The sequence below is a fragment of the Streptomyces sp. NPDC028298 genome, assembly GCF_055565895.1.
In genome coordinates this window covers 1,355,475-1,381,425 of sequence record NZ_JBVHTL010000002.1, presented here as the reverse complement: position 1 = coordinate 1,381,425, position 25,951 = coordinate 1,355,475, and the positions used below count along the sequence as shown (strand labels likewise).

Sequence of the window (25,951 nt, the reverse complement as noted above, 5' to 3'; positions counted from 1 at the left end):
ATGCGCTACGACTCCCCGCTCGCCGCGGTGGGCAACACCCCTCTGGTGCGCCTGCCGCGGCTGTCGCCGTCCGCGGACGTCCGGATCTGGGCGAAGCTCGAGGACCGCAACCCGACCGGATCCGTCAAGGACCGGCCGGCCCTCCACATGATCGAGCAGGCGGAGAAGGACGGCCGGCTGACTCCGGGCTGCACGATCCTGGAGCCCACCAGCGGCAACACCGGCATCTCCCTGGCCATGGCGGCCAAACTCAAGGGCTACCGCATGGTCTGCGTGATGCCCGAGAACACCTCGCAGGAACGCCGTGACCTGCTCGGCATGTGGGGCGCCGAGATCATCCCCAGCCCGGCCGCCGGCGGCTCCAACACCGCCGTGCGCGTCGCCAAGGAACTCTCCGCGCAGCACCCGGACTGGGTGATGCTCTACCAGTACGGCAACCCGGACAACGCCGGCGCCCACTACGCCACGACGGGCCCGGAGATCCTCGCCGACCTCCCCTCCATCACCCACTTCGTGGCGGGCCTCGGCACCACCGGCACCCTCATGGGCGTCGGCCGCTTCCTGCGCGAACACAAGCCGGACGTCAAGATCGTCGCCGCGGAGCCGCGCTACGACGACCTGGTCTACGGCCTCAGGAACCTGGACGAGGGCTTCGTACCCGAGCTGTACGACGCCTCCGTCCTCACCACCCGCTTCTCCGTGGGCTCGGCCGACGCGGTCACCCGTACCCGGGAACTCCTCCAGCAGGAGGGCATCTTCGCCGGCGTCTCCACGGGAGCCGCGCTGCACGCCGCGATCGGCGTCGGCAACAAGGCCGTCAAGGCCGGAGAGCCGGCCGACATCGCCTTCGTCGTTGCGGACGGCGGCTGGAAGTATCTGTCGACGGGCGTCTACACGGCGGCGACGACGGAAGAGGCCATCGAGACGCTCCAGGGCCAGCTCTGGGCGTAGCGACGCACCGGCATCACCGAGGGGCGCGCGGACCGGACGACGGTTCCCGCGCCCTTCCGCGTATCCGCGCCTGTGCGCCTGTGCGCCTGTGCGCCTGCGGGCCTGCTGGCCTGCGGGGGAGCGGCCTCACCGCGCCGGACACGGGAAAGTGGCTCACCGCGCCGGATACCGGGAAAGCGGCTCGCCCCGCTGGACACCGGAAGGCGGCTCAGCGCGCCGGACACGGGAAGGCGGCTCAGCGCGCCGGACACGGGAAGGCGGCTCAGCGCGCCGGACACGGGAAAGCGACTCACCCCGCCGGATGCGGAAAGCGGCTCACCCCGCCAGATAGCGGACCTGGTCCCACAGGACCGGATCCACCACACCCACCCGGCGCCGGAAGTCCCCCACCGGCACCTCCCGCAACTCGTCCGTCTCCAGGAAACTCGGCCGCCCCTGCGAGTCCCCGACGGCCCCGGGGGGCAGCGGGATCACCCCGGGCCGCTCGTCGTGGTACTTGCTGGTGATCTTCGCGACGGTCACCCGCTTGCCGCGCACCACCAGCACCAGACACGGCCGGTCCTTGGCCCCCGGCCCGTCCTCGTAGGGAACGTTCGCCCACCAGATCTCCGCCGCCCGCGGCAACGGCCCGCCGCGCAGCGTGCCGCCCCGGCGGGGCCCCCGGCCCGGCGGACGCGTCCGACCGGCCGGCCGGCGCCCGCGGCGCCCCCAGCCGTCCACCAGCGTCGCGACCAGCGCGAGCAGAACCACCGCCGCCAACGCGAGCCACCAGGACGTGTCCACAGCACAGAAGGTACCGGCGCGCCGCCGCCCCCGCCCGCCCTGCCCGCACCCCGGGCACCCGCGGAGGAGTGTCCGAACCGATCCAAACACCACCCACCCACGTCCATCCGAACCGGTGACACCACAGGTGAGTTCGCCCACAACAGCCCCTGGCGGAGGAGCGACCAACCCTTTTGCGCCTTACGCTCGACGGACCGCACGACCCCCGTCCTCCCCCTTCCAGTAGTCACCCGCCAGCGGAGGTTTCTGCTTTATGAAGCTCACCGTCGTCGGCTGCTCGGGGTCGTTCCCGTCCGCGGAATCGGCCTGTTCGAGCTACCTCGTAGAGGCCGACGGCTTCCGGCTGCTTCTCGACATGGGCAACGGTGCCCTGGGCGAGCTGCAGCGCCACTGCGGTCTCTACGACCTCGACGCGATCTTCCTGAGCCATCTGCACGCCGACCACTGCATCGACATGTGCGCCTACTTCGTCGCGCGCTACTACCGGCACGACGGCGGCCGCTGCGCCCCGCTCCCGGTCTACGGCCCCGAAGGCACCGAGCACCGGCTCACCACGGCCTACGCCGACACCCCCACCGCCTCGTCGATGAGCGAGGTCTTCGACTTCCACACGGTCAAGCCGTCCACGTTCGAGATCGGCCCCTTCACCGTGCACACCGAACGGGTGGCGCACCCCGTGGAGGCGTACGGCATCCGGGTGGAACACGGTGGACGTTCGTTGACGTACTCCGGTGACACCGGGGTGACCGAGGCCCTGGACGAACTCGCCCGCGACACGGACCTGTTCCTGTGCGAGGCGGCGTTCACCCACGGCAAGGAGAACATCCCCGGCCTGCACCTCAACGGCCTCGAGGCCGGCGAGACCGCCGCCCGCGCGGGCGCCCGCCGCCTGGTCCTCACCCACATCCCCCCGTGGACGGACGCCGCCACCAACCTGACGGACGCCCGCTCGGCGTACCGGGGCCCGGTGGACCTGGCGGTACCGGGGGCGACGTACGAGATCTGACGCCCCGGCGTACGCGAAGGCCCCCGGAACCAGACGGTTCCGGGGGCCTTCGTCGTAGGGGGAGGGCTCACGCCTTCGTGAGGTCCTCGATCTCCTCGTCGGGCTCACGGCCCGGGGTGGGGAGGTTGAACTTGGTGATGGCGAAGCGGAAGACCACGTAGTAGATGGCCGCGAACACCAGGCCGATCGGGATGATCAGCCAGGGCTTGGTGGCCAGGTTCCAGTTGAGCGCGTAGTCGATGAAGCCCGCGGAGAACGTGAAGCCCGCGTGGACACCGAGCGCCCAGGTGACCGCCAGGGACAGGGCGGTGAGCACCGCGTGGATCGCGTAGAGCAGCGGGGCGATGAACATGAACGAGAACTCGATCGGCTCGGTCACGCCCGTCACGAACGAGGTCAGCGCCAGCGAGATCATCATGCCCATCACGGCCTTGCGGCGCTCGGGGCGGGCGGAGTGCGCGATGGCGATCGCGGCGGCCGGGAGGCCGAACATCATGATCGGGAAGAAGCCCGACATGAACATTCCGGCGGACGGGTCACCGGCGAAGAACCGGTTGAGGTCACCGTGGACCACGGCGCCCGTGGCGTCCTTGAAGTCGCCGATCTGGAACCAGGAGACGGCGTTCACGAACTGGTGCATGCCGACCGGGATGAGCGCGCGGTTGATGAGACCGAAGAGACCCGCGCCGACGGTGCCGAGACCGGTGATCCACTCACCGAAGTTGGAGATGCCGGTGCCGATGGGCTCCCACACCAGGCCGAAGAAGACGCCCATGAGCGTGCCGACGAACGCCATGATGATCGGCACCAGACGGCGGCCGTTGAAGAAGCCGAGCCAGTCCACCAGCTTCTTGCGGTGGTAGCGCTGCCACAGCACGGCGGACAGCAGACCCATGATGATGCCGCCGAGGACACCGGGGTTGTTGTAGGTCGCGGCTATGTCCGCGCCCTTCTGGATCTTCGCCTCGGTGACGGGGAAGGCCTCGAGCACCTTGCTGTAGACCAGGAAGCCGACCAGGGCGGCGAGGGCGGTGGAGCCGTCCGCCTTCTTGGCGAAGCCGATCGCGACACCGATGCAGAAGAGCATCGGCAGGTTGTCGAAGATCGCGTGACCGGCGGTGGCGAACACCTCGGTGACCTTGTCGGGCAGGTGCAGCTTCTGCGCGATGTCCGGTACTCCCAGACGCAGCAGGATGCCCGCCGCCGGAAGCACGGCGATCGGCAGCTGCAGGCTGCGGCCGACCTTCTGCAGGCCCTGGAACAGGCCGGATCCCCGCTTCTTCGCGGGTGCCGCCGAGACGGTGGCGGTGCTCATAGTTCCTCCATGCGCTGGGCGCTGCCGGGGGACGGGAAGGTACGACAGGGGTCGGCAGCGACCATGTGGTCTACACCACCAGTGGTGTAGACCTGTTTCTAGCACGGTGAAGGCCGGATAAGGAAGGTGCGAATTTTGTGGCCTCGGCCATAACAGGAGCAACCGGTTCCGCTCATGCCGAAGACCCCCGGACCGGCAGGTCAGGGGGTCTTCGTCGCGAGCGGGAGGCGCGGAGGGCTACGCCTTCGTGGTGTCCTCGACGTCCTCCTCCGGCTCGCGCCCCGGAGTCTTCAGATCGAACTTAGTGATCGCGAACCGGAAGATCGCGTAGTAGACCGCGGCGAAACACAGCCCGATCGGAATGATCAGCCACGGTTTCGTCGCCAGGTTCCAGTTGATGATGTAGTCGATCAGACCCGCGGAGAAGCTGAAGCCGTCGTGCACGCCGAGCCCCCAGCTCACCGCCATCGACACACCCGTCAGCACCGCGTGCACCGCGTACAGCAGGGGTGCGATGAACAGGAACGAGTACTCGATCGGCTCGGTGATGCCGGTGACGAACGAGGTCAGCGCCACCGAGAGCATCAGGCCGCCGATCTCCTTGCGCCGATGTGGTTTCGCGGTGTGCGTGATCGCCAGGGCGGCCGCCGGCAGCGCGAACATCATGATCGGGAAGAAGCCCGTGAGGAACTGCCCCGCGTTCGGGTCGCCCGCCAGGAACATGTTGATGTCCCCGTGCACGACCTGACCGTCGGGCTTGGTGTAACTGCCGAACTGGAACCAGATGGGCACGTTCAGGAACTGGTGCAGACCGATCACCAGCAGCGCCCGGTTGGCCAGACCGAACACACCCGAGCCCCACGCCCCCAGCCCCACCAGCCAGTCGCTGAAGTTCTCCAGCGCGTCACCGATCGGCGGCCACACCCACAGGCACAGCGAGGCGAACAGCATGGCCACGAACGCCATGATGATCGGCACCAGACGACGCCCGTTGAAGAAGCCGAGCCAGTCCACCAGCTTCGTCCTGTGGTAACGCTGCCAGAAGTACGCCGACATCAGCCCGATGGCGATACCGCCGAACACCCCGGGGTTCTGGTACGTGAACTCGACGACCGAGTTGTCCTCCAGTTGGCAGCCCAGCTTGATCTTGACGCTCCCGCCCGGACACGTCTCAGGGAACGCGCGCAGCACGTTGTAGTAGACGAGAAAGCCCGCGACCGCCGCCAGCGCCGTCGAGCCGTCCGCCTTCTTCGCCATGCCGATGGCCACACCGACGCAGAACAGCATCGGCAGCCCGAGGTTGCCGTCCAGCAGTGCGCCGCCCGCCGCGCCGATCACCTTGGACAGGTTGTCCCAGCCGAGCCCGTCCGCGCCGAACACGTCCGGCTGACCGAGCCGGTTGAGAATGCCGGCCGCCGGCAGCACCGCGATCGGCAACTGCAGGCTGCGGCCCATCTTCTGCAGTCCCTGGAAGGCCTTCTGCCAACGGACGCGCGCTGGCGAAACGTCACTTACGGCACTCATGGGCGGTCCTTAGGGCGGGCCGGTTTGGCGACTGCCCGCCCACTGGTGTAGACCAGTTGCGACGGGTCGCTCTGTCGTGATCGCCATCCTTCGGCACCTACGACATGACCGCTCGCGAAGTTGGGCCAACTGTGGGTTACTGCGACAAAGCGGTTCGGATCAGGGAGAAGGACATGGCCACCAAGGCTGAGAAGATCGTCGCCGGGCTGGGCGGCATCGACAACATCGAAGAGGTCGAAGGCTGCATCACCCGCCTGCGCACCGAGGTCAACGACGCCTCGCTCGTCGACGAGGCCGCCCTGAAGGCCGCGGGCGCCCACGGCGTCGTCAAGATGGGCACCGCCATCCAGGTCGTCATCGGCACCGACGCGGACCCCATCGCCGCCGAGATCGAAGACATGATGTGACCACCGGGACCCACTGAAGCCACCCGGCCCCACGCGCGCGCCGCACACCGCTTCAGGAGCCGCACCGGCTCACCCGTGAGGGGCTGAATCCGCCACCGGCGGACAGCCCCTCACGCGCGTGCGGATAGGCTCGACACCATGTCTCGAATCGACGGCCGCACCCCCGAACAGCTTCGCCCCATCACCATCCAGCGTGGCTGGAGCAAGCATGCCGAGGGCTCCGTCCTCGTCTCCTTCGGCGACACCAAGGTCTTCTGCACGGCCTCCGTCACCGAAGGCGTCCCGCGCTGGCGCAAGGGCAGCGGCGAGGGCTGGGTCACCGCCGAATACTCCATGCTCCCCCGCGCCACCAACACCCGCGGCGACCGCGAATCCGTCCGCGGCAAGATCGGCGGCCGCACCCACGAGATCAGCCGCCTCATCGGCCGCTCCCTGCGCGCCGTCATCGACTACAAGGCACTCGGCGAGAACACCATCGTCCTCGACTGCGACGTCCTCCAGGCCGACGGCGGCACCCGCACCGCCGCCATCACCGGCGCCTACGTCGCCCTCGCCGACGCCGTCACCTGGGCCCAGGGCAAGAAGCTCGTCAAGCCCGGCCGCAAGCCCCTCACCGGCACCGTCTCCGCCGTCTCCGTCGGCATCGTCGGCGGCGTCCCCCTCCTCGACCTCTGCTACGAGGAGGACGTCAGGGCCGACACCGACATGAACGTCGTGTGCACCGGGGACGGCCGCTTCGTCGAGGTCCAGGGCACCGCCGAGGCCGAGCCCTTCGACCGCAAGGAACTCAACGCCCTCCTCGACCTCGCCGTCGCGGGCTGCGACGAACTCGCCGCCGTCCAGCGCGCGGTACTCGAAGAGGCCTCACAGGCAACCGCGGGTTAACCCTTAGCGTTCTTATGGGTACGGGCGTACGGTCCTGCCGTGCGCCCGCCGGCCCCCTCGGGCGGATCGGGCCGACCGCGCAGCGGACCGGTGCGATGCGGTCGGTGTGGCCGCACCACACCACGCCCACGGGGAGGGACCGTTCCATGGCCGCGCGCCACCGCAATCGTCGCCGTACCGCCGCACTCGCCGCCGTCGCCGCACTCGTCGTCCTGCCGGCGGCCGTCGGCTGCGACGCCGTCAGCAAGGCGCTCGACTGTGTGCAGACCGCCGACTCGATAGCCGACAGCGTCACCGACCTCCAACAGGCGGTCGAGAACGCGGCGAACGACCCGTCGCAGACCGACGCGTCCCTCAACGCCATCGAGAACAACCTCGACAAGATCGGCGACCAGACCGACAACGCCGACGTCAACAAGGCGGTCGACGAGCTGAACAAGGCCGTCGCGAACGTCCGCACGGCCGTCAAGAACGGCGACGCGACCCCCGACATCAGCCCCGTCACGGCCGCGGCGGGCGAACTGACGAAGGTGTGCACGCCGTAGCGCCCCCGCCGGGCCCGGCACACGCGCCGACCCTGGCCCGGCTCAAGGGCGGCCCGAGCCCGGCTCGAAGGGCGGACTCGGCGATACTGGCGGGCATGACCCGCCTGATCCTCGCCACCCGTAATGCCGGAAAGCTCACCGAGTTGAAGGCGATCCTCGCCGACGCAGGACTCACCCACGACCTCGTCGGCGCGGACGCCTACCCGGATATCCCCGACGTCAAGGAAACCGGCGTCACCTTCGCCGAGAACGCCCTGCTGAAGGCGCACGCACTGGCCCAGGCGACCGGACTGCCGGCCGTCGCCGACGACTCGGGCCTGTGCGTCGACGTCCTCAACGGCGCCCCCGGCATCTTCTCCGCCCGCTGGGCCGGCCGCCACGGCGACGACCAGGCCAACCTGGACCTGCTCCTCGCCCAGCTCTCCGACATCGACGCCCCGCACCGCGGCGCCCACTTCGCCTGCGCGGCGGCCCTGGCCCTGCCGGACGGCACGGAACGCGTGGTCGAGGGCCAGTTGCTCGGCACCCTCCGCCACACCCCCGCCGGCACGAACGGCTTCGGCTACGACCCGATCCTCCAGCCGGAGGGCGACACCCGAACCTGCGCGGAACTGACCCCCGCAGAAAAGAACGCGATCAGCCACAGGGGCAAGGCGTTCCGGGCACTGGTGCCGGTGGTGCGGGAGCTGTTGGGCTGAGATGCGAGGAGGGGCCGCAACTGGGCGGCCCCTCCGTGTGTGCGGCCGGTGGGACTCGAACCCACACGGGCTTTCGCCCACGGGCTCCTAAGGCCCGCGCGTGCTGCCAATTTCGCCACGGCCGCGTACGCCGCCATCGTACCGGGCTGATGAAGGTTGCCTAGCTGGTGTGGCGACGACCTCCGCGGCACCAGGTGCTGGTGACCGCGTGACAGTTCGGGCACAGCAACCGCAGATTTTCACGCCGGTCGTCCTTCCAGTCCCCGTTGATGTGATCGACCTCCAGGGTCATCGGAGCTCCCAGCCATTCAGGGCCGGTCCCGCACGAGGCGCACTCTTCCGGCACGCCGATTGCGCGGAGTGCCCGCCGAAGCAATGCCGTCCGTGTGCGACGGTTGCCGCTGTGTTTGACCAGCAGATCCGCCGGACTCCTCAGCGGTGTCGGGCCCGGCTTACCTCGCTGATGCGCCTGCCCCAGGAAATGCGAGGTGTCAATGCCATGAGAGGCGGCCGATCGGGAGATCAGCGCACGCTGCCGCGAGTTGTCCGGGCGCCCCAGGAACCGGAGCACCCCTGCCAGGGAGAGTGCCTGGGCGACCGCCTGCCGCAACTCGGCCTCGCCCGGCGGACCCTGTGCCCCGCGCCGGCCCTTGCGGGGAAAATGTGAGATGTCGATGTCGAAGTGGGCGAAGCGTCGATAGAGGTGCCGACGGAGATTCCCGTACGGGCGGGTGCCGAAGAAGGCGATGACCTCGTCGATGTTCGAGCACTGATCGGCGGCCTCTGCCATCCGCTCGCGGGTGTACTGCACCCCGTTGCTCATGAGGTGCTTCCCCTGCGACGCCGCTTCGCGCGGCCGCGGTAACTGTCGGTCGTAGAATGGCAGTTGGGGCAGAGGAATCGGAGATTGCCGATGCGGTTGTTCCGCCAGTTGCCGTCGATGTGGTCAACCTCCAGGGGGAGTGGTCGTCCCAGCCAGAGTGCCTCTACGCCGCAGCGGGCGCAGCGCTCGGCCACGCCCAGGCTTGTCATCGCCTGTTTGAGCAGGCCACTCGGAACGCGCCGGGCATGGCCAGCAGGTTGCTCGACGAGCAAGTTCTCCGGCGTCCGGGGCCGTCTGGTCTTCCCGCGCTGATTCGGCACCCGGAAATGCGAAGTGTCGATGCCGTACGCGTCGACTCGACGGCTGATGTGCGTGTGCTGCCCACCGATGACCTCAAGCCCCAGATGGCGGAGCACCTCACACATGTTCGTCGAGGCCGCAACCGCTGCCGCGAGAACATCCCTCGTCCACCGCACCCCTTCGCGCTCGAAGTGCGTGATGTCCACACCCAGCTTCTTCATGCGTTCCTGTAGGTACCGCCGTGTCGGACTCCTCGGATCCACACCGAGTTTGGTCAACGCCTCCGACAACGTCCGCGACGTCCGAGCTGCCTCAGCCAGGCGCTCCTTGGTGTACGGGCTGGCCGGCATCGTCCCCTCCGTATCCGATCGCGCGTTCGCGACCTCGAACGGATCAACGAACCGCTTATCGGACGGTTACGCCCTGTGAGGGATTGGTCGGGATCAGTGGCCCGATGTGGCCTTCAGGCCTACCACCGAGGCCAGGAGCAGGCAGATGAAGAAGATGCGGGCCGCTGTCGCGGGTTCGCCCAGGAGGGTCATTCCCAGGATCGCGGCGCCGGCCGCGCCGATGCCGACCCAGACGCCGTAGGCGGTGCCGATGGGGAGGGACCGGGCGGCGTAGGACAGGAGCAGCATGCTCGCGATGATTCCCGCGCCCGTCAGGACGCTCGGGACCGGGCGCGTGAAGCCGTCGGTGTACTTCATCCCGATCGACCAGCCGACTTCGAGCATTCCGGCGATGATCAGCAGGATCCAGGCCATGACGGGTACCTCCGGGAGACGACGGCCGGGCAGGGCTGCGTCGTCTTTGCTGAGCCCGGTACGGCGCGTCTCGTCGGGGTCCCTCCACCGTAGCAAGGAATGGCGAAAGGGGCTGGTGACCATGGTCACCAGCCCCTCCGGGGTGCGTATGCCCTACAAGTAAAGGCCGGTCGAGTCCTCGGACCCCTCGAAGCGGTCCGCGGCCACGGCGTGCAGATCCCGCTCGCGCATCAGCACGTACGCGATCCCGCGCACCTCGACCTCGGCCCGGTCCTCGGGGTCGTACAGGACCCGGTCGCCGGGCTCCACCGTCCGGACGTTCTGCCCGACCGCGACGACGTCGGCCCAGGCGAGACGACGGCCGACGGCCGCCGTCGCGGGGATCAGGATCCCGCCGCCGGAGCGCCGCTCGCCCTCGGCGGCGTCCTGCCGTACCAGCACGCGGTCGTGCAGCATCCGGATGGGCAGCTTGTCGTCATGGGTGCTGTGCGTTTCACGGTTGGCGCTCACGCCCTGAACCTACCTGTCCCGGCCGGTTTCGTACGCGGGCGGGTCAGCCCTTGCGCCGCCGCGTGCCCATGACGAGCAGCCCGACGAGCCCCACCGCGACCAGCGCCACCGGCACGATGCGCTCCAGCCGGGGCGCCCCGTCCTCCGAGACGAACTGGCCCTTCACATCGCCCACGACGCGGTTGACGCCGACGTAGGCGCGCCCGAGGGTGTGGTCGATGTTCGAGGCGACCTTCGCCTTGGCGTCTCCGACGATGGTCTTGGGGTGCACCCGTACGCCGATCTCGTCGAGCGTGTCGGCGAGGGTTGTGCGGCGGTGCTTGATGTCCGCCTCGATCTGCGCCGGAGTCCTGGTATCCGGCGTTCTCGACGTATCCGACACCGCGCTGCCTCCGTGGTCGTGTAGTGACTCCCTGATTCGGACAGTCTGTCAGTTCGTACCGGACCGCACCCCTCGGCACCCCCCATTACGCTCGTTCCGTATCCATTCCCCCGGCCATGTGAGGTTCCGATGAGCGAGCGACTGCAGCCCGGCGACACCGCCCCCGCCTTCACCCTGCCCGACGCCGACGGCAACGAGGTCTCCCTCGCCGACCACAAGGGCCGCAAGGTCATCGTCTACTTCTACCCGGCCGCGCTCACCCCCGGCTGCACGAAGCAGGCCTGCGACTTCACGGACAACCTGGACCTGCTGGCGGGCGCCGGTTACGACGTGATCGGTGTCTCCCCGGACAAGCCCGAGAAGCTGGCGAAGTTCCGTGAGAAGGAGTCGCTGAAGGTCACCCTGGTCGGGGACCCCGACAAGACGGTGCTGGAGGCGTACGGGGCGTTCGGCGAGAAGAAGCTGTACGGCAAGACGGTCGTCGGTGTCATCCGCTCCACGATCGTCGTGGACGAGGAGGGCAAGGTCGAGCGGGCGCTGTACAACGTGAAGGCGACCGGGCATGTAGCGAAGATCATCAAGGACCTGGGGATCTGACCGCCGTTCCTGACACGGCCGGCCCCCTCGGCGACACGTCCGCCCCGCTCAGCGCCTCTCCCTCCTGGGCGTGAGCCCGCTCAGCGGTCCCTGGCCGGCCGTCGAGCCCGTGGTGCCGGTGTCCGTCGGGCCTCCGCCCGTCGTGGTGCCGGCCGTGGTGCCGGCCGTCGCGGTGGTTCCGGTGGTGCCTCCGTCCGTGGGGGTGCCGCCGGTGGTCCCGCCCGAGGTGCCGGTGCCGCCGTCGGTGTGGCCCGGGGTGTGGCCCGGTGTGTGGCCGTCGGTCCGGCCGGGGGTGTGGCTCTGTCCCGGGGTCCGGCCGTTCGTCGTGGCCGGTGCGCTGCCGCCCGCCCCGCCCACCTCCTCGCCGCCGTCCGTGCCGCCGTCGTTCTGTCCGCCGGTGGCGTCCGGGTCCTCGGTGTCGTCGCCGGGGTCGTACATCTCCTCGGCGCCCGGCTGGAGTTCGAGGTCGAAGTCCGCGGCCTCGTCCCCCTCCAGGGCGTTCCGGGTGAACTGGGCCCAGATCTGTGCGGGGTAGCCGCCGCCGTTGATGCGGGCCTGTCCGAGGGCGCCGTAGAGGGACTTGTGGGCGCCGGTGTCGGGGTCCTGGCCCATGACGGCGACGACGGTGGCGAGGTCGGGGGTGTAGCCCGCGAACCACGCGGCGGTGTCCTCCTCGGCCGTGCCGGTCTTGCCCGCGGCGGGCCGGCCGGCGTTCTGCGCGGCCTGTCCGGTGCCGCCGTCGACGACGCTCTGGAGCATGGAGGTGGTCGTGTCGGCGGCCTCGCGGCTCACGGCCTGGCGTTCGGCCGACCGGTCGTCGTCCCGGGCCGGCAGCCTCACGTCCTGCGATCCGTCCTTGGTGATCTTCTCCACGAGGGTGTACGCGCCGTGCCTGCCGTGGTTGGCGAGCGTGGCGTAGGCCTCCGCCATGTCGAGGACGCTGGCGGTGGCGGGGCCGAGCGCGATGGAGGGGGAGGCGGTCAGGTCGGGGGTGTCGGCGGGCAGGCCGAGGGCGACGGCGGTCTTCCGCACGTTCGTGGGGCCGACGTCGACGGCCATCTGCGCGTACACGGAGTTGACCGACCTGTCGGTGGCGGTGCGCACGGAGATGTCCCCGTACGACTCGCCGTCCTCGTTCTCCGGCGCGTACACGGTGCCGTTCCAGCCCCGTACGGGGCGCTGGTCGGTGCCGTCGTAGACGGTGTTCGGGGTGATGTCGCGGCCGTCCTGGGTCTGTGCGCCGTTCTGGACGGCCGAGGCGAAGACGAACGGCTTGAAGGTGGAGCCGACCTGGTAGTCGCGGCGGGTGGCGTTGTTGACGTACTGCTTGGTGTAGTCGATGCCGCCGTACATCGCGAGGACCTTGCCGCTGGAGGGGTCGATGGCGACGCCGCCGGCGCGGACGTAGGTGTCCACCTTGCGGTTCTTCTTGTCGAGCCGGTCCGTCACCTGGTCGTTCACGGCCTCCACGAAGGCGTTCTGCTTGGACTTCTGGAGGGTGGTGGTGATGCGGTAGCCGCCGCGGGTGAGGGTGTCCTCGTCGAGGATGCCGTTGGAGGTCAGATAGGCGGTCACGGCCTGGACGAGGTAGCCGCGCTGGCCCGACAGGCCCGCCGAGCCCCTGGCCTGCCGGGGGACCGGGAAGGAGACGCGGTCGCGGGCGGCGCGGGTCAGCCACTTCTGCTTGACCATGCCGTCGAGGACGTAGTTCCAGCGGGCGAGGGCCCCGGCCCTGTTCTCGGGGTGCGCGATCACGTCGTACTCGCTGGGCGCGTTGAGCAGGGCGGCGAGGTAGGCGCCCTGGCCGACGGTGAGGTCCCGGGCGTTCACGCCGTAGTAGGCCTGGGCCGCGGCCTGGATGCCGTAGGCGTTGCGGCCGTAGTAGCTGGTGTTGAGGTAGCCCTCCAGGATGTCGTCCTTGCTCTTCTCCCGGTCGAGCTTGACCGAGATGAAGAACTCCTTCACCTTCCGGGTGACGGTCTGTTCCTGGCCCAGGTAGTAGTTCTTGACGTACTGCTGCGTGATGGTCGAGCCGGACTGGCGGCCCTTGCCGGTGACGGTGTTCCAGCCGGCGCGGAGCATCGCCTTCGGGTCGATGGCGGACTCGCTGTAGAAGTCGCGGTCCTCGGCGGCGAGGGTGGCGTGCTGGGCGGCCTTGGAGATGTGCTCGAGTGCGACGTTCTCGCGGTTGACGTCTCCGTCGCGGGCGAGCTGGCTGCCGTCGGCGTACAGGAAGACGTTGCTCTGCTTGACCGCGGCGGCGTTCGCGGAGGGGATCCGGACGAGGAAGTAGCCGAGCGCGAAGAGGCCGACCAGGAGCAGGGCCGTGCCGAGGACGGTGCCGAGCACCATGCGCCAGGTCGGGACGAGTCTGCGCAGGCCGGTCCGCTTCGGCCGCTGCTTGCGCTTCGGTTGCTGTCTCGGCGTCTGCGGCGCGGTCCGCCCCTGATCCGGCCGCGCGCCCGGCCTGCTCGCTCCTGGCCCGCCCGCGCCCGGCCCGCTCGCTTCTGGCCCGGCCGCGCCCGGTCCGGGTCCGGCCGGTCCCGCTCCCTGCGCGCCCGCTCCCGTTCCCGGTCCCGACCGTCGGCCCGTCCGCGGTCCCGCCGCGGGGGCCGGGTTCGGGCGGGGGCCCGCTTCCGGTTCCCTCGGTGCCCAGCCCTGGCTGCGCTGCTGCGGCTCGTCGCTCATCTTCGCCGGACTCCTGTTTCGCGTCGTACGTCGCCGTACGCCCTCGTACGCCTGGTGCGCCCCGTATGAAGCCTCTCGCACCATGTGTCCGTTCGCCGATCCCGGCACGCGTCGCGCCGGAAAATGCCTGGCGGCCCACGCCGGGCCGGGACTAGGCTCCTGCGCTTTGGCTCAACGCTGGGGAAAGGGACGGGTTGTGGGCACGGCGCGGTTGTACGCGGCTGTCGCGGGCAGCGGGTTCCGGCGGTACGCCACCTATCGGGTCGCGACCGCCGCCGGGGTCTTCACCAACACCGTCTTCGGGCTGATCCTGGCGTACCTGTTCATCGCCCTGTGGGACAGCAAGCCGCACCTCGGCGGCTACGACCAGGCGCAGGCGCTCAGCTACGTCTGGCTCAGCCAGGGGCTGCTGATGGTGGTCGCGATGATGGGCGGCGGCTTCGAGGACGAACTGATCGAGCGCATCCGTACGGGTGACATCGCGATCGACCTGTACCGGCCGGCCGACCTCCAGATGTGGTGGCTCGCCCAGGACATGGGCCGGGCGCTGTTCCATCTGCTGGGCCGCGGCGTGGTGCCCCTCCTGTTCGGCGCGCTGGTCTTCGACCTGGCGCTGCCCTCGGATCCGCTGACCTGGCTCGCCTTCCTGGTCGCGGTCGCGCTCGGGGTGGTCGTCGGGTTCGCGATCCGCTTCCTGGTGGCGCTGTCCGCGTTCTGGCTGATGGACGGGGCGGGGGTGGCGCAGCTCACCTCCATCGCGGGGATCTTCTGCTCGGGGATGCTGCTGCCGCTGAACGTCTTCCCGGGCGCGCTGGGCGAGGTCGTACGGGCGCTGCCCTGGTCGTCGCTGATCCAGGCGCCCGTGGACGTCCTGCTCGGCACGGCGGATCCGCTGGGCACGTACGCGGTGCAGGGTGCCTGGGCGGTCGTCCTGCTGGCGGCCGGGCGCCTGGTGCAGTCGGTGGCGACACGGAGGGTGGTGGTGCAGGGTGGCTGATCCGGTGGAGCGGGGGACGGGGGTCGTGGCGGGCCCGGCGCGGGAACGGGAGCCGGGTGTGGCGTCCGAGCCGGGGGCGGCCGGGCAGGCCGGCGCGGCGGCGGTGCGGGCGGTGGAGTTCCGGCCGTTCGAGCGGCAGGGCGCGTACGCGCGACTGCGGGACGGGCTGCGGGCCTACCGGCTGATCACCGCGATGTGGATCCGTTCGACGATGGCCTACCGGGCCTCCTTCGCGATGACCGCGTTCGGGAACTTCGCGGCGACCGCCCTCGACTTCGTGGCGATCCTGCTCATGTTCTCGCGGGTCGACCGGCTCGGCGGCTACAGCCTGCCCGAGGTCGCCCTGCTCTACGGGGTCTCCGGTACCGCGTTCGGGTTCGCGGACCTCGCGCTCGGCTCGATGGACCGGCTGGGGCGCCGGGTGCGCGACGGCACGCTGGACACCCTGCTGGTGCGTCCGGCGCCGGTGCTCGCGCAGGTCGCCGCGGACCGTTTCGCGCTGCGCCGCCTCGGCCGGATCACCCAGGGGCTCCTCGTCCTCGGGTACGCCCTCCTCGTCCTCGACATCCACTGGACGCCGGTCAAGGTGCTGATGATGCCGATGATGCTGCTCAGCGGCGCGGCGATCTTCTCGGCGGTGTTCGTGGCGGGCGGCGCGTTCCAGTTCGTCGCGCAGGACGCCTCCGAGGTGCAGAACTCCTTCACCTACGGCGGCAACACACTCCTGCAGTACCCGCCGACCGTGTTCGCCAAGGACCTGCTGCGCGGGGTGACGTTCGTCCTCCCGCTCGCCTTCGTCAACTGGCTGCCCGCGCTGTACGTGCTGGGGCGGCCCTATCCGCTCGACCTGCCGGCGTGGGTCGCGTTCGCACCACCGGCCGTGGCGGCGCTGTGCTGCGCGCTGGCCGGGATCGCCTGGCGCGCGGGGCTGCGCGCCTACCGGAGTACGGGAAGTTAGGGGAACGGGCGTGGCCATCGTGGCGGACAGGGAGCCGGCGGATCCGGGCCGGGAATCGGGTGCGCGGACCGGGTTCATCGAGCTCGACGGGGTCGAGAAGGTCTTCGACGTGCGCAGGAGGACGGGGTTCCTGCGCGGCGAGCGGCGGCAGGTGCGGGCGGTCGACTCGATCTCGTTCACCGTGGAGCGCGGGGAGATGGTCGGCTACATCGGTCCGAACGGCGCCGGGAAGTCGACCACGATCAAGATGCTCACCGGCATCCTCACCCCGTCCGGCGGCCGGCTGCGGGTCGCCGGTCTCGATCCCTCCCGCGAGCGCACCCGGGTGGCGCGCCGGATCGGGGTCGTGTTCGGGCAGCGTACGACGCTGTGGTGGGACCTTCCGCTGATCGACTCGTACCGGCTCATGCACCGGATGTACCGGGTGCCGGACGCGCGGTTCCGGGAGAACCTCGACCGCTGTGTCGAACTCCTGGAACTCGGGGCCCTGTTGGAGGTGCCGGTGCGGCAGTTGTCGCTGGGGCAGCGGATGCGCGGCGACATCGCGGCGGCCCTGCTGCACGACCCCGAGGTGCTCTACCTCGACGAGCCGACGATCGGGCTCGACGTCGTGAGCAAGGTGCGGGTCCGGGAGTTCCTGCGGGATCTGAACGCCGAACGCGGCACGACGGTCCTGCTCACCACCCACGACCTCACCGACATCGAGCAGTTGTGCCGCCGTGTGATGGTCATCGACCACGGGCGGCTGATGTACGACGGCGCGCTGAGCGGGCTGCACGAGGTGGGGGAGAGCGAGCGGACCCTGGTGGTGGACCTGGAGCGCGAACTGCCGCCGATCGAGCTGGAGTCGGCGCGGGTGGTGAAGGTGGAGGGCCCGCGCCAGTGGCTGGCGTTCCCCGCCGCGACGTCGGCCGCCCCGCTGGTGGCACGGATCGCGGCGGAATATCCGCTGGTGGACCTTTCGGTACGCGAGCCGGACATCGAGGCGGTCATCAGCCGCATGTACGCCGGGAAGGCGGGGGCCTAGCGGTGGCTGCCGCCCGGGTGGGGTGGATGGCCCGCGGGCGGGGGAACTCGTAGGCTGCTGCCATGACCGACGAACTCCCGGAGCTGCGTGCCTCCGACGCCGATCGTGAACGTGTCGCCGAACAGCTCAGGGACGCCCTCGCGGAGGGCCGCCTCGACATGGAGGAGTTCGAGGAGCGGCTGGAGGCGACGTACGCGGCCCGTACGTACGGGGAGTTGGCGCCGATCACCCGTGACCTGCCGGGGGCGGCGGGGTCGGCCCCTCGGATCTCCATGGTCAAGCAGCCCGTGGACGACGGCAGTTGGGGTTCGCGGATCGTCGGCGGCGAGGGCTCGTCCTCGTGGGCCGTGGCGGTGCTGTCCGGGTTCGAGCGCAAGGGCCGCTGGACGGTGCCGAGGCGTTTCAACTGCTTCGCCTTCATGGGCGGCGGCGAGATCGACCTGCGCGAGGCGAACTTCGCGGACCGTGAGGTCGTCGTCAACTGTGTCGCGGTCATGGGCGGGTTGAACGTCATCGTGCCGCCGGGCGTCGAGGTCGTGGTCCGCGGTATCGGCATCATGGGCGGCTTCGACCACCGTGAGGAGGGCCGGTCGGGCGACCCGGGCGCGCCCCGGGTGGTCGTCACCGGCTTCGCGTTCTGGGGCGGGGTCGGCGTGGAGCGCAAGCTCACCCGTGCCGAGCGCCAGCGCCTGAAGGAGGAGCGCCGGCAGGAGAAGCTGGAGCGCCGGGAGGCCCGCAAGGAGCTTCAGGGCTCCCGGGACGGTGGCCTGGACGACATGTTCGACGCGCTCGACGAGGCCCGCGACCTGATACGCGAGCGCCACGAGGAACGCCGTGAGCGTCACGAGGAGCGCCGTCTGCGCCACGAGGAGCGCAGGGACCGCCACCGGGAGCGCCGCGAGGACCGCCGGCGGCGGCACGACGGGGACTACTGAAGTCCGGGCGCCGTCCGGGCACCGGCCGAGGCCGTCCGGCCGGACGGCGCCTTCGGCGGCCGATCGGAGCTCGGCCGCCCGAGGCGGATCACAGCTCCGCGGGCACCGGGCCCTTCAGTTCCTTCAGGTCGAACACCTCGGCCATCCGCCGGAACCCCTTGTCGCTGGGGTGCAGATGGTCGCCCGAGTCGTAGTCGGTCCGCAGCCGGCGCGGGTTGTACGGGTCGCGCAGCGCGGCGTCGAAGTCGACGACGGCGTCGTACACCTTCCCGGCCCGGATCTCCGCGTTCACGGCCTGGCGTACGGCCTCGCGGGCGTCGGTGTATCCGCGGTGCCCCTGGAAGGGCATCAGGGTGGCGCCGACGACCCGTAGTCCGCGGGCGTGGGCCTGGCGCACCAGGGTCCGCAGGCCGTCGGTCACGGTGGCCGGATCGACCTGGTTCGGGTTGCGCAGGATGTCGTTGACGCCGAGGTCGATGACGACGGCCTTGACGTTCGTACGGTCGAGCACGTCGCGGCCGAACCGGCTCAGCCCGCTGGGGTTGTCGGCCGGCCGGCCGAACCCCGCGGCGAGGACCTGGTTGCCGCTGATGCCTTGGTTGACGACGCTGTAGCGGGGCGTGTCGCCGGACCCGGCCGCGGCGTGCAGCCGCTCCGAAAGGACGTCCGTCCAGCGGCGGTTGGCCCCCACGGTGGAGGTGATGCCGTCGGTCAGGGAGTCGCCGAGGACGACGACGGTGCCGGTGGCGTCGTCGCTGAGCACGTCGAGCGCGGTCAGGTAGCGCCAGTACGGGCTCTGTTCGGCGTACGGGGCGGCGCTCACGTCCTCCGTGCGGTCGCCGTCGGCCACGTACGAGATCTGCTGGGCGTGCGGGTGGTAGGTGACCGGGCCGGACGGGGTCGGCGAGTACGTCGTGACGAGGACGTCCGCGCCGTGCGGGACGAGCACGCGTACGGCGTCGCTCGTCACCTGCCGGCCGGCCGGGATCTCGACGCCCGTGGCACCGCCGAACGTGAGGCGGCGCATGGTGTCGGCGGTGGCGGCGGCACTGTTCGCGGTCGCGGCGACGGCGATCGTCGCGTGCGCGATCAGCAACGGCTGTTGCCCGTAGAGATTGGACAGCGTGATGCGGGCACTCGTACCCCCGGCGGCCGTGTGCACGACGTTGCGCACGGAGCGGCCCGCCAGTCCGTCGGGCTCCGTGCCGGGCTCGGCTCCGGCCGGGGACGCGGACCAGGCGCCGACCCAGGTGCCGGTGGAGGCGGGAGCGGCGTCGTGCGACGTGTGGCCGCCGGCCACGGCGGCCTTGGCGCTGGTGCCGTCGTCAGCGCCGACGCCGATGTATATGGCGGCGGAAAGGACCACGACCACGGAAAGGATCGCGGCGAGCAGGGCATAACCGTGACGCTTGGTCATGCGGTGCGTGTCTCCTCGGACGAGGGAGCCCGAGGCTCCGGATGTGATCACTCCATGATGCGTCATGGGTAAGGGGAGTGACGACGCGCCCCCTGCGGGACCCCCTGGTCGATTCCCCATCCGAACAGACGCCGGGAACTCCTGAAGCGTTCCAGGAGTCGGTGAGAAGAGAGCGAGAAAGGGACAATGTGTACGAGGCGTGACGTGGCCTGCGAACGGGTGGAGTGAATGGGACGCACGAATTCGGGTGAAGGGGACGGCATGGAGCAGCATGCCCGACCCGGCGGGGCCGCGAACGCCGACGGGACCGCGAACGGTGCCGAGGCCGGGGAGACCGGGGCGGCGGAGGCCGGTTCCGCGGGCGCCGCCGGTACGGCCGAGGCCGTTGAGGCCGGGGACGCGGGCGCGGCTGGGGGAGTCGGGCAGGCATCTGACGCCGGTGAGACCGCCGGGGTCGGGCCATCCCCGGACGATGGTGAAGGTGCCGGTGCCGGTGCCGGGAAGGCCGCCGGGGCCGCCGGGAGCGCGGGCGGGCGGACGGCCACCGTGCCGGGGCGGGCGATGAACACCTTCAGCCCCGCCGACGAGGAGAAACGCCGCGGGGTGCGCCGCATGAAGGCGACCGCCACCGGCCTGCTGCTCTTCGTCGCCCTCGTCTACGTACTGGCGAAGTGGGCCTCGAACGAAGGCGCGGGCGCCTGGGCCGGCTACGTCGCGGCGGCAGCCGAGGCGGGCATGGTCGGCGCGCTGGCCGACTGGTTCGCGGTCACGGCCCTCTTCCGGCACCCGCTCGGCCTGCCCATCCCGCACACCGCGATCATCCCCACCAAGAAGGACCAGCTCGGCGTCTCCCTGGGCGAGTTCGTCGGCGAGAACTTCCTCTCCGAGGAGGTCGTCCGCCAGCGGCTGCGCGCGGTGGGCATCGGCAGCCGACTCGGCGCCTGGCTCGCCGATCCCGAGCACGCGGACAGGGTCACGGCCGAACTGGCCGCCGCGCTCAGGGGCGCCCTGACCGTGCTGCGCGACTCCGACGTCCAGGCGGTCGTCGGGGAGGCGATCACCCGCCGCGCCGACGCCCAGGAGATCGCGCCCGGCATAGGGAAGATGCTGGAGAAGATCGTCCTGGACGGCGGCCACAAGCGGGTCGTCGACCTGGTGGTGGTCCGCGCGCACGACTGGCTGGTGTTCCACGACACGCAGGTGATGGACGCCGTCCAGGGCGGCGCGCCGGGCTGGACCCCCCGTTTCGTCGACAAGAAGGTCGGCGAACGGGTCTACAAGGAACTGCTGCGCTTCGTCACCGAGATGCGCGACTCCCCGACCCACCCGGCCCGCGGAGCCCTCGACCGGTTCCTCACCGACTTCGCGTCCGATCTGCAGTCCGACACGGACACCCGCGCGAGGGTGGAGCGGCTCAAGGGCGAGGTGCTGGGCCGCGGCGAGGTCCAGGACCTCATCGCGTCCGCCTGGACGGCCGTACGGTCGATGATCGTGTCCGCGGCGGAGGACGAGCGCAGTGAGCTGCGGCTGCGCGTGCGGGCCTCCCTGCTGTCGCTCGGCGCCCGGATGGCGACGGAGCCCAAGCTCCAGGCCAAGGTGGACGGCTGGGTCGAGGGGGCGGCCGTGTACGTCGTCACGACGTACCGCAAGGAGATCACCTCGCTCATCACGGACACGGTCGCCGGCTGGGACGCCGAGCACACGACCAGGAAGATCGAGGCAAACATCGGCCGTGACCTGCAGTTCATCCGGATCAACGGCACAGTGGTCGGCTCGCTGGCCGGACTGCTGATCTACGTGGTGTCACGAGGACTGGGGGCTTAACCGCCCAAAGGGCGGGAACCCGGCGGGGGTTCACCCGACGGAGAGGGAACCCCATGCCAGTCCCCGCCTCACCGGCACCCCCCGCCGCCGACGGCACGGTCACCACGAACGTGCCGTCCCGTCTGGACCGGCTGCCGTGGTCCCGCTGGCACTGGATGATCGTGATCGGCCTGGGAACCGTCTGGATCCTGGACGGCCTGGAGGTCACGACCGTCGGCAACATCGCGGGCCGGCTCTCCGAGGAGGGGAGCGGCCTGTCCATCACCTCGGCGCAGGTCACCGGTATCGCGGCGGCGCTCTACGTGGCCGGTGCCTGTGCGGGCGCCCTGTTCTTCGGCTGGCTGACCGACCGGTACGGCCGCAAGAAGCTCTTCATGATCACGCTCGCCGTCTATCTCGCGGCGACCGCGCTCACCGCCTTCTCCTTCGACGCCTGGTGGTTCTTCACCTTCCGCTTCCTCACCGGCTTCGGCATCGGCGGCGAGTACGCGGCCATCAACTCGGCGATCGACGAACTCATCCCCGCCAGGTTCCGCGGCCGGGTCGACCTGATCATCAACGGCACCTACTGGCTCGGCGCGATCGGCGGCGCGCTGCTGTCGATCGTCATGCTGAACACGGACATCTTCCCCAAGGACCTCGGCTGGCGGCTGACCTTCGGACTCGGCGTGGTCCTCGGTCTGGTGATCCTGCTGGTCAGGCGACACGTGCCGGAGAGCCCGCGCTGGCAGTTCATCCACGGCCGCGGTGAACAGGCGGAGGAACTGGTCGCCTCGGTCGAGGAGGAGATCGAGGAGGAACGGGGTGAACCGCTGCCGGCGCCGCAGGGCGAGATCACCATCGAGCAGCGCAAGAGCGTCGGCTTCGGCGTCATCGCGAAGACGGTCTTCGGCAGGTACCCGAAACGGGCCGTGCTCGGCCTCGCCCTCTTCGTCGGCCAGGCCTTCCTCTACAACGCGATCACCTTCGGCTTCGGCTCCATCCTGACCACGTTCTTCGACGTGCCCACGGGCAGCACCGGCTACTACTTCGCCGTCATCGCGGCCGGCAACCTCCTCGGCCCGCTGCTGCTCGGCAAGCTCTTCGACACCCTCGGCCGCCGCGTGATGATCTCCTCGACCTACCTGCTCTCCGGCCTGCTGCTCTTCGTCACGGCCTGGCTCTTCGACCAGGGCGCGCTGAACGCCGTGACGATGACGGCCTGCTGGTGCGTGGTGCTCTTCTTCGCCTCGGCGGGCGCCTCCAGCGCGTATCTGACCGTCTCCGAGGTCTTCCCCATGGAGACCCGCGCGATGGCCATCGCCTTCTTCTACGCCATCGGCACCGCGGCCGGCGGCATCAGCGGCCCGCTGGTCTTCGCCGACCTCACCAAGTCCGGCGTCGTCGCCGACACGGTGATCGCGTTCCAGATCGGCGCCTCCCTGATGTGCGCCGCGGGCCTGGTCGCGGTGTTCCTCGCGGTCAAGGCCGAGCGGCGCTCCCTGGAGGACATCGCCGCGCCCCTGTCGACGGCACCCTCCACGGCCGACGCCTCGCCGACGTCCAGCGCGCGGGCGAGCTGATCAGCGGCGTTCACCGCACAGGGCCCTGATCAGCGGCTCCCGTCGCGCAGGGAGCGGGACCGGGAGCGGGAGCGGGAGCCGGACCGGGGACCGGGAGCCGGGAGCCGGACCGGGCGGGCGATCCCTTCCGGCTCCCGGGCCCCGCGACACGGCGTAGCTCGTCCACGGTTCTGAGTACGCGTACTCTGTCGCGGCCCCGCCGGGCACGTGACCCTCGTACGCATGACCGAGAAACTGCTCCGCCCTTTGCGAACGCGCCCTTGGCCGGAACGCTGGCTGACGCGTGTGCTCGGCGCCGCCCTCTCCTGCGCGGCGTACCTGATCTGTCTGCCCTGGGACCTGCGCAGCCGCCCGGAGACGCCGGGTTCGACCGTGGAGACCACCCCGGTGACCGGCACGGCCGTCCTCGCCCTCGCCGCGGTGCTGCTGCTCCTGGCCGTCCACTTCGGGCTCCGGGACGCGCTGGCCTGGCCGTTGCTGCTGGTCGCGGCACCCCCGGCGATCCTGCTGCACGTGTCGCTGCGGACCCACCCCGGACCCCCGGACGGCCTGGCCGGGGTGTGGCCGCTGACCTGGGCGGCCGTCACGCTGCTCGGGGCCGCCTCCGTGCTGGTCGTGAGCGCGGTGGCACGCCAGTTCAGGACGGACCTGGCGGACGCCCTGGAGGAGGAGTGGGTGCTGGCCGGCCAGTGGTGCCGGTGAGACGGGCGGGCGCCCGGTGACCCGGGTCCGCCCGCTGACCGCCCCGGTGACCCGGGGCGCCCGCAGCGCGCCCCGGCCCGCCTACTGCCCGTAGAAGTACTGCGAGCTCTTCTCGTTGAAGTACGAGGCGTAGACGCGCCCGAGGACCGGCTTGCCCCGGTACATGCCCACGTACTGGCGCGAACTGTCGACCACGACGGGCCGTGTCATGCAGGCGAACTTGACCCGCTGCTGCGCCTCGGCCCACTGCACGGCCGCCGGATCGACCCGGTCGCTGACGAGCAGCGGGAAGGCGCCGATGCCGTTCTGGAAGCCGACGGGCAGACCGCCCTTGGTGTCCTTGGCGTACTTCATCACCTGGTCGGTGAAGCCGGAGATGGCCTGCACGGTTATCTCCGGAACGACCGCGGCCACCGTGAACAGGTGCAGCTTCGTCCCCATCCAGCGCATCCGGAACTCGGCCCGCCGCCCCACGAGTACGGGCACCCCGGCCCATTCCTCCCACCGCGTGGCACATCCGTCGGCGGTCAACTGCCGCTCCACGAACGTCAGGTAGGTGCCCGGCGCGGATTGCTGCTGGTTTGCGTCCATGGCGGGATCCTAGGGCCCGGGGCCGACGGCCGGAACGGGTGCCGGTCGATCGACTGGCACCCGTTCCGGCCGTCGGCCCGACCGGCAGCCGGAACGTCTAGGCGCCCGTCGTGGACCCCGGACGGATGATCATCAGGACGGTGACGGTGGCCCACAGCAGGTTGAAGATCCCGGTGAACATGGCGAGCCGCACGGTCGCCGCGCGGTCGACGGTCCCGCCCTGGTCGGCTCCCTCCAGGATCGCGCTCTGCCGGGGCAGGACCAGCGCGGCGAGGACCACGGCAGCCAGCGCGGTCAGCACGATCGAGACGATCAGCCAGGTGTCGCCGAGGACGCCCATGTCGCTCGCGGTGGCGAACCCGAAGACGGGAACGACGACACCCACCACGGCGTACACCTGGCAGATGCGGTGCAGCAGCCGGGTGGTGGCGAGGGCGCTCGAGTCGTCGGACCCTTCGAGAACCTTGCGCGCGGCAGGCGGGAACATGCTCGCGGCGACCGTGACGGGCCCGATGGCGACGATCGCGGCGATGACGTGGACGGCGAGGAGGAACTTGGTCACGGGGTGACGGTAGAGGCCGCACGGATCATGGAGAAGTGGCACTTTTGCCAGGGGTCAACGGATTCTGGTCAACGGATTCTGACCAGGGCGGTGAACCCTGTGCATGTACGGGCTGCGACCGGCATTGGGCGCCCGCGTGACGAGACCCCACAGGGGTGTCCCCGTGGCGAGCCCTGCCAGCCGAATCCGTGTGGCGAGAACCCGGCGCAGGCATAGGCTCTGGTCATGCACACCGTGGCCGTACTGGCGCTGGACCAGGTCATCCCGTTCGATCTCGCGGCCCCGATCGACACGTTCGGCTGGGCCCGGCTGCCCGACGGCCGCCCGGCGTACCGGACCCGGGTGTGCTCGGTGACCGCGGGCGCGGAGGTGAGCGCGGGCGCGTTCACGCTGCGTGCCCCGTACGGCCTGGAGGCGCTGGCCGAAGCGGACACGATCATCCTGCCGGGCGTGGCCGACCCGTCCGCCCCGCTCCCGCCGGGCGTCGCGGAGGCGCTGCGCGCGGCGGCGGCGAACGGCACCCGGATCGCCTCGATCTGCGTCGGAGCGTTCGTGTTCGCCGCCACGGGCCTGCTGGACGGACTGCGCGCGACGACGCACTGGGTCGCGTCCGCGGAACTGGCGGCCAGGCACCCGGCGGTGACGGTCGACCCGAACGTGCTCTACGTCGACAACGGCCAGTTCCTGACCTCGGCGGGGGCGTCGGCGGCGCTGGACATGTGCCTGCACATGATCCGCAAGGACCACGGTTCGGCGGTCGCCGCGCATGCCGCCCGGCTGTCGGTGATGCCTCTCGAACGGGAGGGAGGCCAGGCCCAGTTCATCGTCCACACCCAGCCTCCGGCCCCCGCGGGCACGACCATGGAGCCGCTGCTCGACTGGCTGGAGGAGAACGCCGGCCGCGAGCTGACCCTGGAGGACATCGCGGTTCAGGCCGGGACGAGCACCCGTACCCTCAACCGCCGCTTCCGCGAACAGACGGGCACGACACCGCTCCAGTGGCTGCACCGGGCCAGGGTGCGCCGCGCCCAGTACCTCCTGGAGACGACCACGTACCCGGTCGAACGCATCGCCGCCCAGGCGGGCTTCGGCTCTCCGACGGCGTTCCGGGACCGCTTCAAGCGGGTGGTGGGGACGAGCCCGTACGCGTACAGGCGGGCGTTCCGGGGGGCGGAGGAGCGGGCGTCCTGAGGTTCGG

At 70.5% G+C, this 25,951-nt stretch carries 27 protein-coding genes, 1 tRNA gene and 1 riboswitch; of the genes, 15 read left to right on the top strand and 13 right to left on the bottom strand.

Annotation, left to right across the window (positions count from 1 at the left end; translation table 11 throughout):
* Positions 1-951 (top strand): PLP-dependent cysteine synthase family protein, encoded by a 951-nt coding sequence (locus ACZ4TO_RS14540; protein ID WP_351861836.1) that lies wholly within the window; start codon positions 1-3, stop codon positions 949-951.
* Between the two features lie 315 nt (positions 952-1,266).
* Here ACZ4TO_RS14540 and ACZ4TO_RS14535 read toward each other — a convergent pair whose 3' ends face one another.
* Entirely contained in the window at positions 1,267-1,734 is a 468-nt protein-coding gene (locus ACZ4TO_RS14535; protein ID WP_382790130.1) for a type II toxin-antitoxin system PemK/MazF family toxin, read from the bottom strand.
* Positions 1,735-1,987: 253 nt separating this feature from the next.
* Here ACZ4TO_RS14535 and ACZ4TO_RS14530 point away from each other — a divergent pair, with 253 nt between their 5' ends.
* Positions 1,988-2,740, top strand: coding sequence for an MBL fold metallo-hydrolase (locus tag ACZ4TO_RS14530; protein WP_382790128.1), 753 nt, complete (start codon positions 1,988-1,990; stop codon positions 2,738-2,740).
* A gap of 67 nt (positions 2,741-2,807) precedes the next feature.
* Here ACZ4TO_RS14530 and ACZ4TO_RS14525 read toward each other — a convergent pair whose 3' ends face one another.
* Both ACZ4TO_RS14525 and ACZ4TO_RS14520 read right to left on the bottom strand, forming a co-directional pair.
* Complete coding sequence (locus ACZ4TO_RS14525; protein ID WP_382790125.1) at positions 2,808-4,055, bottom strand: PTS transporter subunit EIIC; 1,248 nt, start codon at positions 4,053-4,055, stop codon at positions 2,808-2,810.
* 237 nt (positions 4,056-4,292) lie between these two features.
* Positions 4,293-5,579, bottom strand: coding sequence for a PTS transporter subunit EIIC (locus tag ACZ4TO_RS14520; RefSeq protein WP_382790122.1), 1,287 nt, complete (start codon positions 5,577-5,579; stop codon positions 4,293-4,295).
* Between the two features lie 104 nt (positions 5,580-5,683).
* Between ACZ4TO_RS14520 and ACZ4TO_RS14515 the strand changes: the two genes are divergently transcribed.
* From ACZ4TO_RS14515 to rdgB, 4 genes are all read left to right on the top strand, one after another.
* Entirely contained in the window at positions 5,684-5,986 is a 303-nt protein-coding gene (locus ACZ4TO_RS14515) for a PTS sugar transporter subunit IIB (RefSeq protein WP_382790119.1), read from the top strand.
* A gap of 138 nt (positions 5,987-6,124) precedes the next feature.
* Entirely contained in the window at positions 6,125-6,871 is a 747-nt protein-coding gene (rph, locus tag ACZ4TO_RS14510; RefSeq protein ID WP_385043779.1) for a ribonuclease PH, read from the top strand.
* A gap of 146 nt (positions 6,872-7,017) precedes the next feature.
* Positions 7,018-7,416, top strand: a complete 399-nt coding sequence (locus ACZ4TO_RS14505) for a hypothetical protein (protein WP_382790116.1) — start codon at positions 7,018-7,020, stop codon at positions 7,414-7,416.
* 95 nt (positions 7,417-7,511) lie between these two features.
* Complete coding sequence (rdgB, locus tag ACZ4TO_RS14500; RefSeq protein ID WP_339129568.1) at positions 7,512-8,114, top strand: RdgB/HAM1 family non-canonical purine NTP pyrophosphatase; 603 nt, start codon at positions 7,512-7,514, stop codon at positions 8,112-8,114.
* Positions 8,115-8,154: 40 nt separating this feature from the next.
* Here the strand turns inward: rdgB and ACZ4TO_RS14495 are convergent.
* From ACZ4TO_RS14495 to ACZ4TO_RS14470, 6 genes are all read right to left on the bottom strand, one after another.
* Positions 8,155-8,239: transfer RNA gene (locus tag ACZ4TO_RS14495), tRNA-Leu, on the bottom strand.
* A 35-nt stretch (positions 8,240-8,274) separates the two neighbouring features.
* Positions 8,275-8,937, bottom strand: a complete 663-nt coding sequence (locus tag ACZ4TO_RS14490) for an HNH endonuclease signature motif containing protein (protein WP_468024298.1) — start codon at positions 8,935-8,937, stop codon at positions 8,275-8,277.
* Positions 8,934-9,587 carry an HNH endonuclease signature motif containing protein gene (locus ACZ4TO_RS14485; RefSeq protein WP_468024297.1) on the bottom strand — a complete coding sequence of 218 codons (654 nt, stop codon included), beginning with the start codon at positions 9,585-9,587 and terminating at the stop codon, positions 8,934-8,936. Before ACZ4TO_RS14485 ends, ACZ4TO_RS14490 begins: the two co-directional genes overlap by 4 nt.
* Positions 9,588-9,680: 93 nt before the next feature.
* Complete coding sequence (locus tag ACZ4TO_RS14480) at positions 9,681-10,001, bottom strand: DMT family transporter (RefSeq protein WP_382790110.1); 321 nt, start codon at positions 9,999-10,001, stop codon at positions 9,681-9,683.
* Between the two features lie 34 nt (positions 10,002-10,035).
* Positions 10,036-10,105: riboswitch (guanidine-III (ykkC-III) riboswitch) on the bottom strand.
* Positions 10,106-10,154: 49 nt separating this feature from the next.
* A complete protein-coding gene (locus ACZ4TO_RS14475) occupies positions 10,155-10,457 on the bottom strand; it encodes a GroES family chaperonin (RefSeq protein WP_103554526.1) in 303 nt (100 codons plus the stop codon).
* 97 nt (positions 10,458-10,554) lie between these two features.
* The gene (locus ACZ4TO_RS14470) at positions 10,555-10,893 is read right to left on the bottom strand and encodes a DUF3618 domain-containing protein (protein WP_382790107.1); all 339 of its coding nucleotides are present in this window, start codon (positions 10,891-10,893) and stop codon (positions 10,555-10,557) included.
* Between the two features lie 129 nt (positions 10,894-11,022).
* On the opposite strand from ACZ4TO_RS14470, the gene bcp reads away from it, so the two are divergent.
* A complete protein-coding gene (gene bcp, locus ACZ4TO_RS14465) occupies positions 11,023-11,490 on the top strand; it encodes a thioredoxin-dependent thiol peroxidase (RefSeq protein WP_467842303.1) in 468 nt (155 codons plus the stop codon).
* A 48-nt stretch (positions 11,491-11,538) separates the two neighbouring features.
* Here the strand turns inward: bcp and ACZ4TO_RS14460 are convergent, their stop codons facing one another.
* The gene (locus tag ACZ4TO_RS14460) at positions 11,539-14,178 is read right to left on the bottom strand and encodes a transglycosylase domain-containing protein (RefSeq protein ID WP_468024296.1); all 2,640 of its coding nucleotides are present in this window, start codon (positions 14,176-14,178) and stop codon (positions 11,539-11,541) included.
* Between the two features lie 196 nt (positions 14,179-14,374).
* Here ACZ4TO_RS14460 and ACZ4TO_RS14455 point away from each other — a divergent pair, with 196 nt between their 5' ends.
* The 4 genes from ACZ4TO_RS14455 (at position 14,375) to ACZ4TO_RS14440 (ending at position 18,095) form a co-directional block, all read left to right on the top strand.
* A complete protein-coding gene (locus ACZ4TO_RS14455) occupies positions 14,375-15,175 on the top strand; it encodes an ABC transporter permease (protein ID WP_382790098.1) in 801 nt (266 codons plus the stop codon).
* Between the two features lie 103 nt (positions 15,176-15,278).
* A complete protein-coding gene (locus tag ACZ4TO_RS14450; protein ID WP_382790467.1) occupies positions 15,279-16,133 on the top strand; it encodes an ABC transporter permease in 855 nt (284 codons plus the stop codon).
* A gap of 19 nt (positions 16,134-16,152) precedes the next feature.
* Positions 16,153-17,160 carry an ABC transporter ATP-binding protein gene (locus ACZ4TO_RS14445; protein ID WP_382790463.1) on the top strand — a complete coding sequence of 336 codons (1,008 nt, stop codon included), beginning with the start codon at positions 16,153-16,155 and terminating at the stop codon, positions 17,158-17,160.
* A gap of 62 nt (positions 17,161-17,222) precedes the next feature.
* Entirely contained in the window at positions 17,223-18,095 is an 873-nt protein-coding gene (locus ACZ4TO_RS14440) for a DUF1707 SHOCT-like domain-containing protein (protein WP_382790095.1), read from the top strand.
* 88 nt (positions 18,096-18,183) lie between these two features.
* Here ACZ4TO_RS14440 and ACZ4TO_RS14435 read toward each other — a convergent pair whose 3' ends face one another.
* Positions 18,184-19,512, bottom strand: coding sequence for an SGNH/GDSL hydrolase family protein (locus ACZ4TO_RS14435; RefSeq protein WP_468024295.1), 1,329 nt, complete (start codon positions 19,510-19,512; stop codon positions 18,184-18,186).
* Positions 19,513-19,773: 261 nt separating this feature from the next.
* Between ACZ4TO_RS14435 and ACZ4TO_RS14430 the strand changes: the two genes are divergently transcribed.
* The 3 genes from ACZ4TO_RS14430 to ACZ4TO_RS14420 all read left to right on the top strand — a co-directional run bounded on the left by ACZ4TO_RS14430 (position 19,774) and on the right by ACZ4TO_RS14420 (position 23,600).
* A complete protein-coding gene (locus tag ACZ4TO_RS14430) occupies positions 19,774-21,336 on the top strand; it encodes a DUF445 domain-containing protein (RefSeq protein ID WP_468024294.1) in 1,563 nt (520 codons plus the stop codon).
* Positions 21,337-21,389: 53 nt separating this feature from the next.
* A complete protein-coding gene (locus tag ACZ4TO_RS14425; protein ID WP_382790088.1) occupies positions 21,390-22,898 on the top strand; it encodes an MFS transporter in 1,509 nt (502 codons plus the stop codon).
* A 222-nt stretch (positions 22,899-23,120) separates the two neighbouring features.
* Positions 23,121-23,600 carry a hypothetical protein gene (locus ACZ4TO_RS14420; protein WP_382790086.1) on the top strand — a complete coding sequence of 160 codons (480 nt, stop codon included), beginning with the start codon at positions 23,121-23,123 and terminating at the stop codon, positions 23,598-23,600.
* Positions 23,601-23,681: 81 nt separating this feature from the next.
* Here the strand turns inward: ACZ4TO_RS14420 and ACZ4TO_RS14415 are convergent, their stop codons facing one another.
* On the bottom strand, positions 23,682-24,191 hold the full coding sequence (locus ACZ4TO_RS14415; protein ID WP_382790083.1) for a levansucrase: 510 nt from the start codon (positions 24,189-24,191) through the stop codon (positions 23,682-23,684).
* Between the two features lie 97 nt (positions 24,192-24,288).
* On the bottom strand, positions 24,289-24,753 hold the full coding sequence (locus tag ACZ4TO_RS14410; RefSeq protein WP_468024293.1) for a DUF2269 family protein: 465 nt from the start codon (positions 24,751-24,753) through the stop codon (positions 24,289-24,291).
* 225 nt (positions 24,754-24,978) lie between these two features.
* On the opposite strand from ACZ4TO_RS14410, the gene ACZ4TO_RS14405 reads away from it, so the two are divergent.
* Positions 24,979-25,944, top strand: a complete 966-nt coding sequence (locus tag ACZ4TO_RS14405) for a GlxA family transcriptional regulator (protein WP_468024292.1) — start codon at positions 24,979-24,981, stop codon at positions 25,942-25,944.
* The last annotated feature ends 7 nt before the right edge of the window (positions 25,945-25,951 follow it).

Bases quoted from the DNA above. Each gene is read 5' to 3' on its own strand.
- ACZ4TO_RS14515 (WP_382790119.1), top strand. From the start codon at position 5,684: ATGACCGCTCGCGAAGTTGGGCCAACTGTGGGTTACTGCGACAAAGCG.
- ACZ4TO_RS14430 (WP_468024294.1), top strand. From the start codon at position 19,774: ATGGAGCAGCATGCCCGACCCGGCGGGGCCGCGAACGCCGACGGGACC.
- ACZ4TO_RS14505 (WP_382790116.1), top strand. From the start codon at position 7,018: ATGGCCGCGCGCCACCGCAATCGTCGCCGTACCGCCGCACTCGCCGCC.
- ACZ4TO_RS14475 (WP_103554526.1), bottom strand. From the start codon at position 10,457: ATGCTGCACGACCGCGTGCTGGTACGGCAGGACGCCGCCGAGGGCGAG.
- ACZ4TO_RS14525 (WP_382790125.1), bottom strand. From the start codon at position 4,055: ATGAGCACCGCCACCGTCTCGGCGGCACCCGCGAAGAAGCGGGGATCC.
- rdgB (WP_339129568.1), top strand. From the start codon at position 7,512: ATGACCCGCCTGATCCTCGCCACCCGTAATGCCGGAAAGCTCACCGAG.
- ACZ4TO_RS14485 (WP_468024297.1), bottom strand. From the start codon at position 9,587: ATGCCGGCCAGCCCGTACACCAAGGAGCGCCTGGCTGAGGCAGCTCGG.
- ACZ4TO_RS14420 (WP_382790086.1), top strand. From the start codon at position 23,121: ATGACCGAGAAACTGCTCCGCCCTTTGCGAACGCGCCCTTGGCCGGAA.
- ACZ4TO_RS14405 (WP_468024292.1), top strand. From the start codon at position 24,979: ATGCACACCGTGGCCGTACTGGCGCTGGACCAGGTCATCCCGTTCGAT.
- bcp (WP_467842303.1), top strand. From the start codon at position 11,023: ATGAGCGAGCGACTGCAGCCCGGCGACACCGCCCCCGCCTTCACCCTG.
- ACZ4TO_RS14440 (WP_382790095.1), top strand. From the start codon at position 17,223: ATGACCGACGAACTCCCGGAGCTGCGTGCCTCCGACGCCGATCGTGAA.
- ACZ4TO_RS14540 (WP_351861836.1), top strand. From the start codon at position 1: ATGCGCTACGACTCCCCGCTCGCCGCGGTGGGCAACACCCCTCTGGTG.
- ACZ4TO_RS14520 (WP_382790122.1), bottom strand. From the start codon at position 5,579: ATGAGTGCCGTAAGTGACGTTTCGCCAGCGCGCGTCCGTTGGCAGAAG.
- ACZ4TO_RS14460 (WP_468024296.1), bottom strand. From the start codon at position 14,178: ATGAGCGACGAGCCGCAGCAGCGCAGCCAGGGCTGGGCACCGAGGGAA.
- rph (WP_385043779.1), top strand. From the start codon at position 6,125: ATGTCTCGAATCGACGGCCGCACCCCCGAACAGCTTCGCCCCATCACC.
- ACZ4TO_RS14425 (WP_382790088.1), top strand. From the start codon at position 21,390: ATGCCAGTCCCCGCCTCACCGGCACCCCCCGCCGCCGACGGCACGGTC.
- ACZ4TO_RS14480 (WP_382790110.1), bottom strand. From the start codon at position 10,001: ATGGCCTGGATCCTGCTGATCATCGCCGGAATGCTCGAAGTCGGCTGG.
- ACZ4TO_RS14435 (WP_468024295.1), bottom strand. From the start codon at position 19,512: ATGACCAAGCGTCACGGTTATGCCCTGCTCGCCGCGATCCTTTCCGTG.
- ACZ4TO_RS14490 (WP_468024298.1), bottom strand. From the start codon at position 8,937: ATGAGCAACGGGGTGCAGTACACCCGCGAGCGGATGGCAGAGGCCGCC.
- ACZ4TO_RS14415 (WP_382790083.1), bottom strand. From the start codon at position 24,191: ATGGACGCAAACCAGCAGCAATCCGCGCCGGGCACCTACCTGACGTTC.
- ACZ4TO_RS14530 (WP_382790128.1), top strand. From the start codon at position 1,988: ATGAAGCTCACCGTCGTCGGCTGCTCGGGGTCGTTCCCGTCCGCGGAA.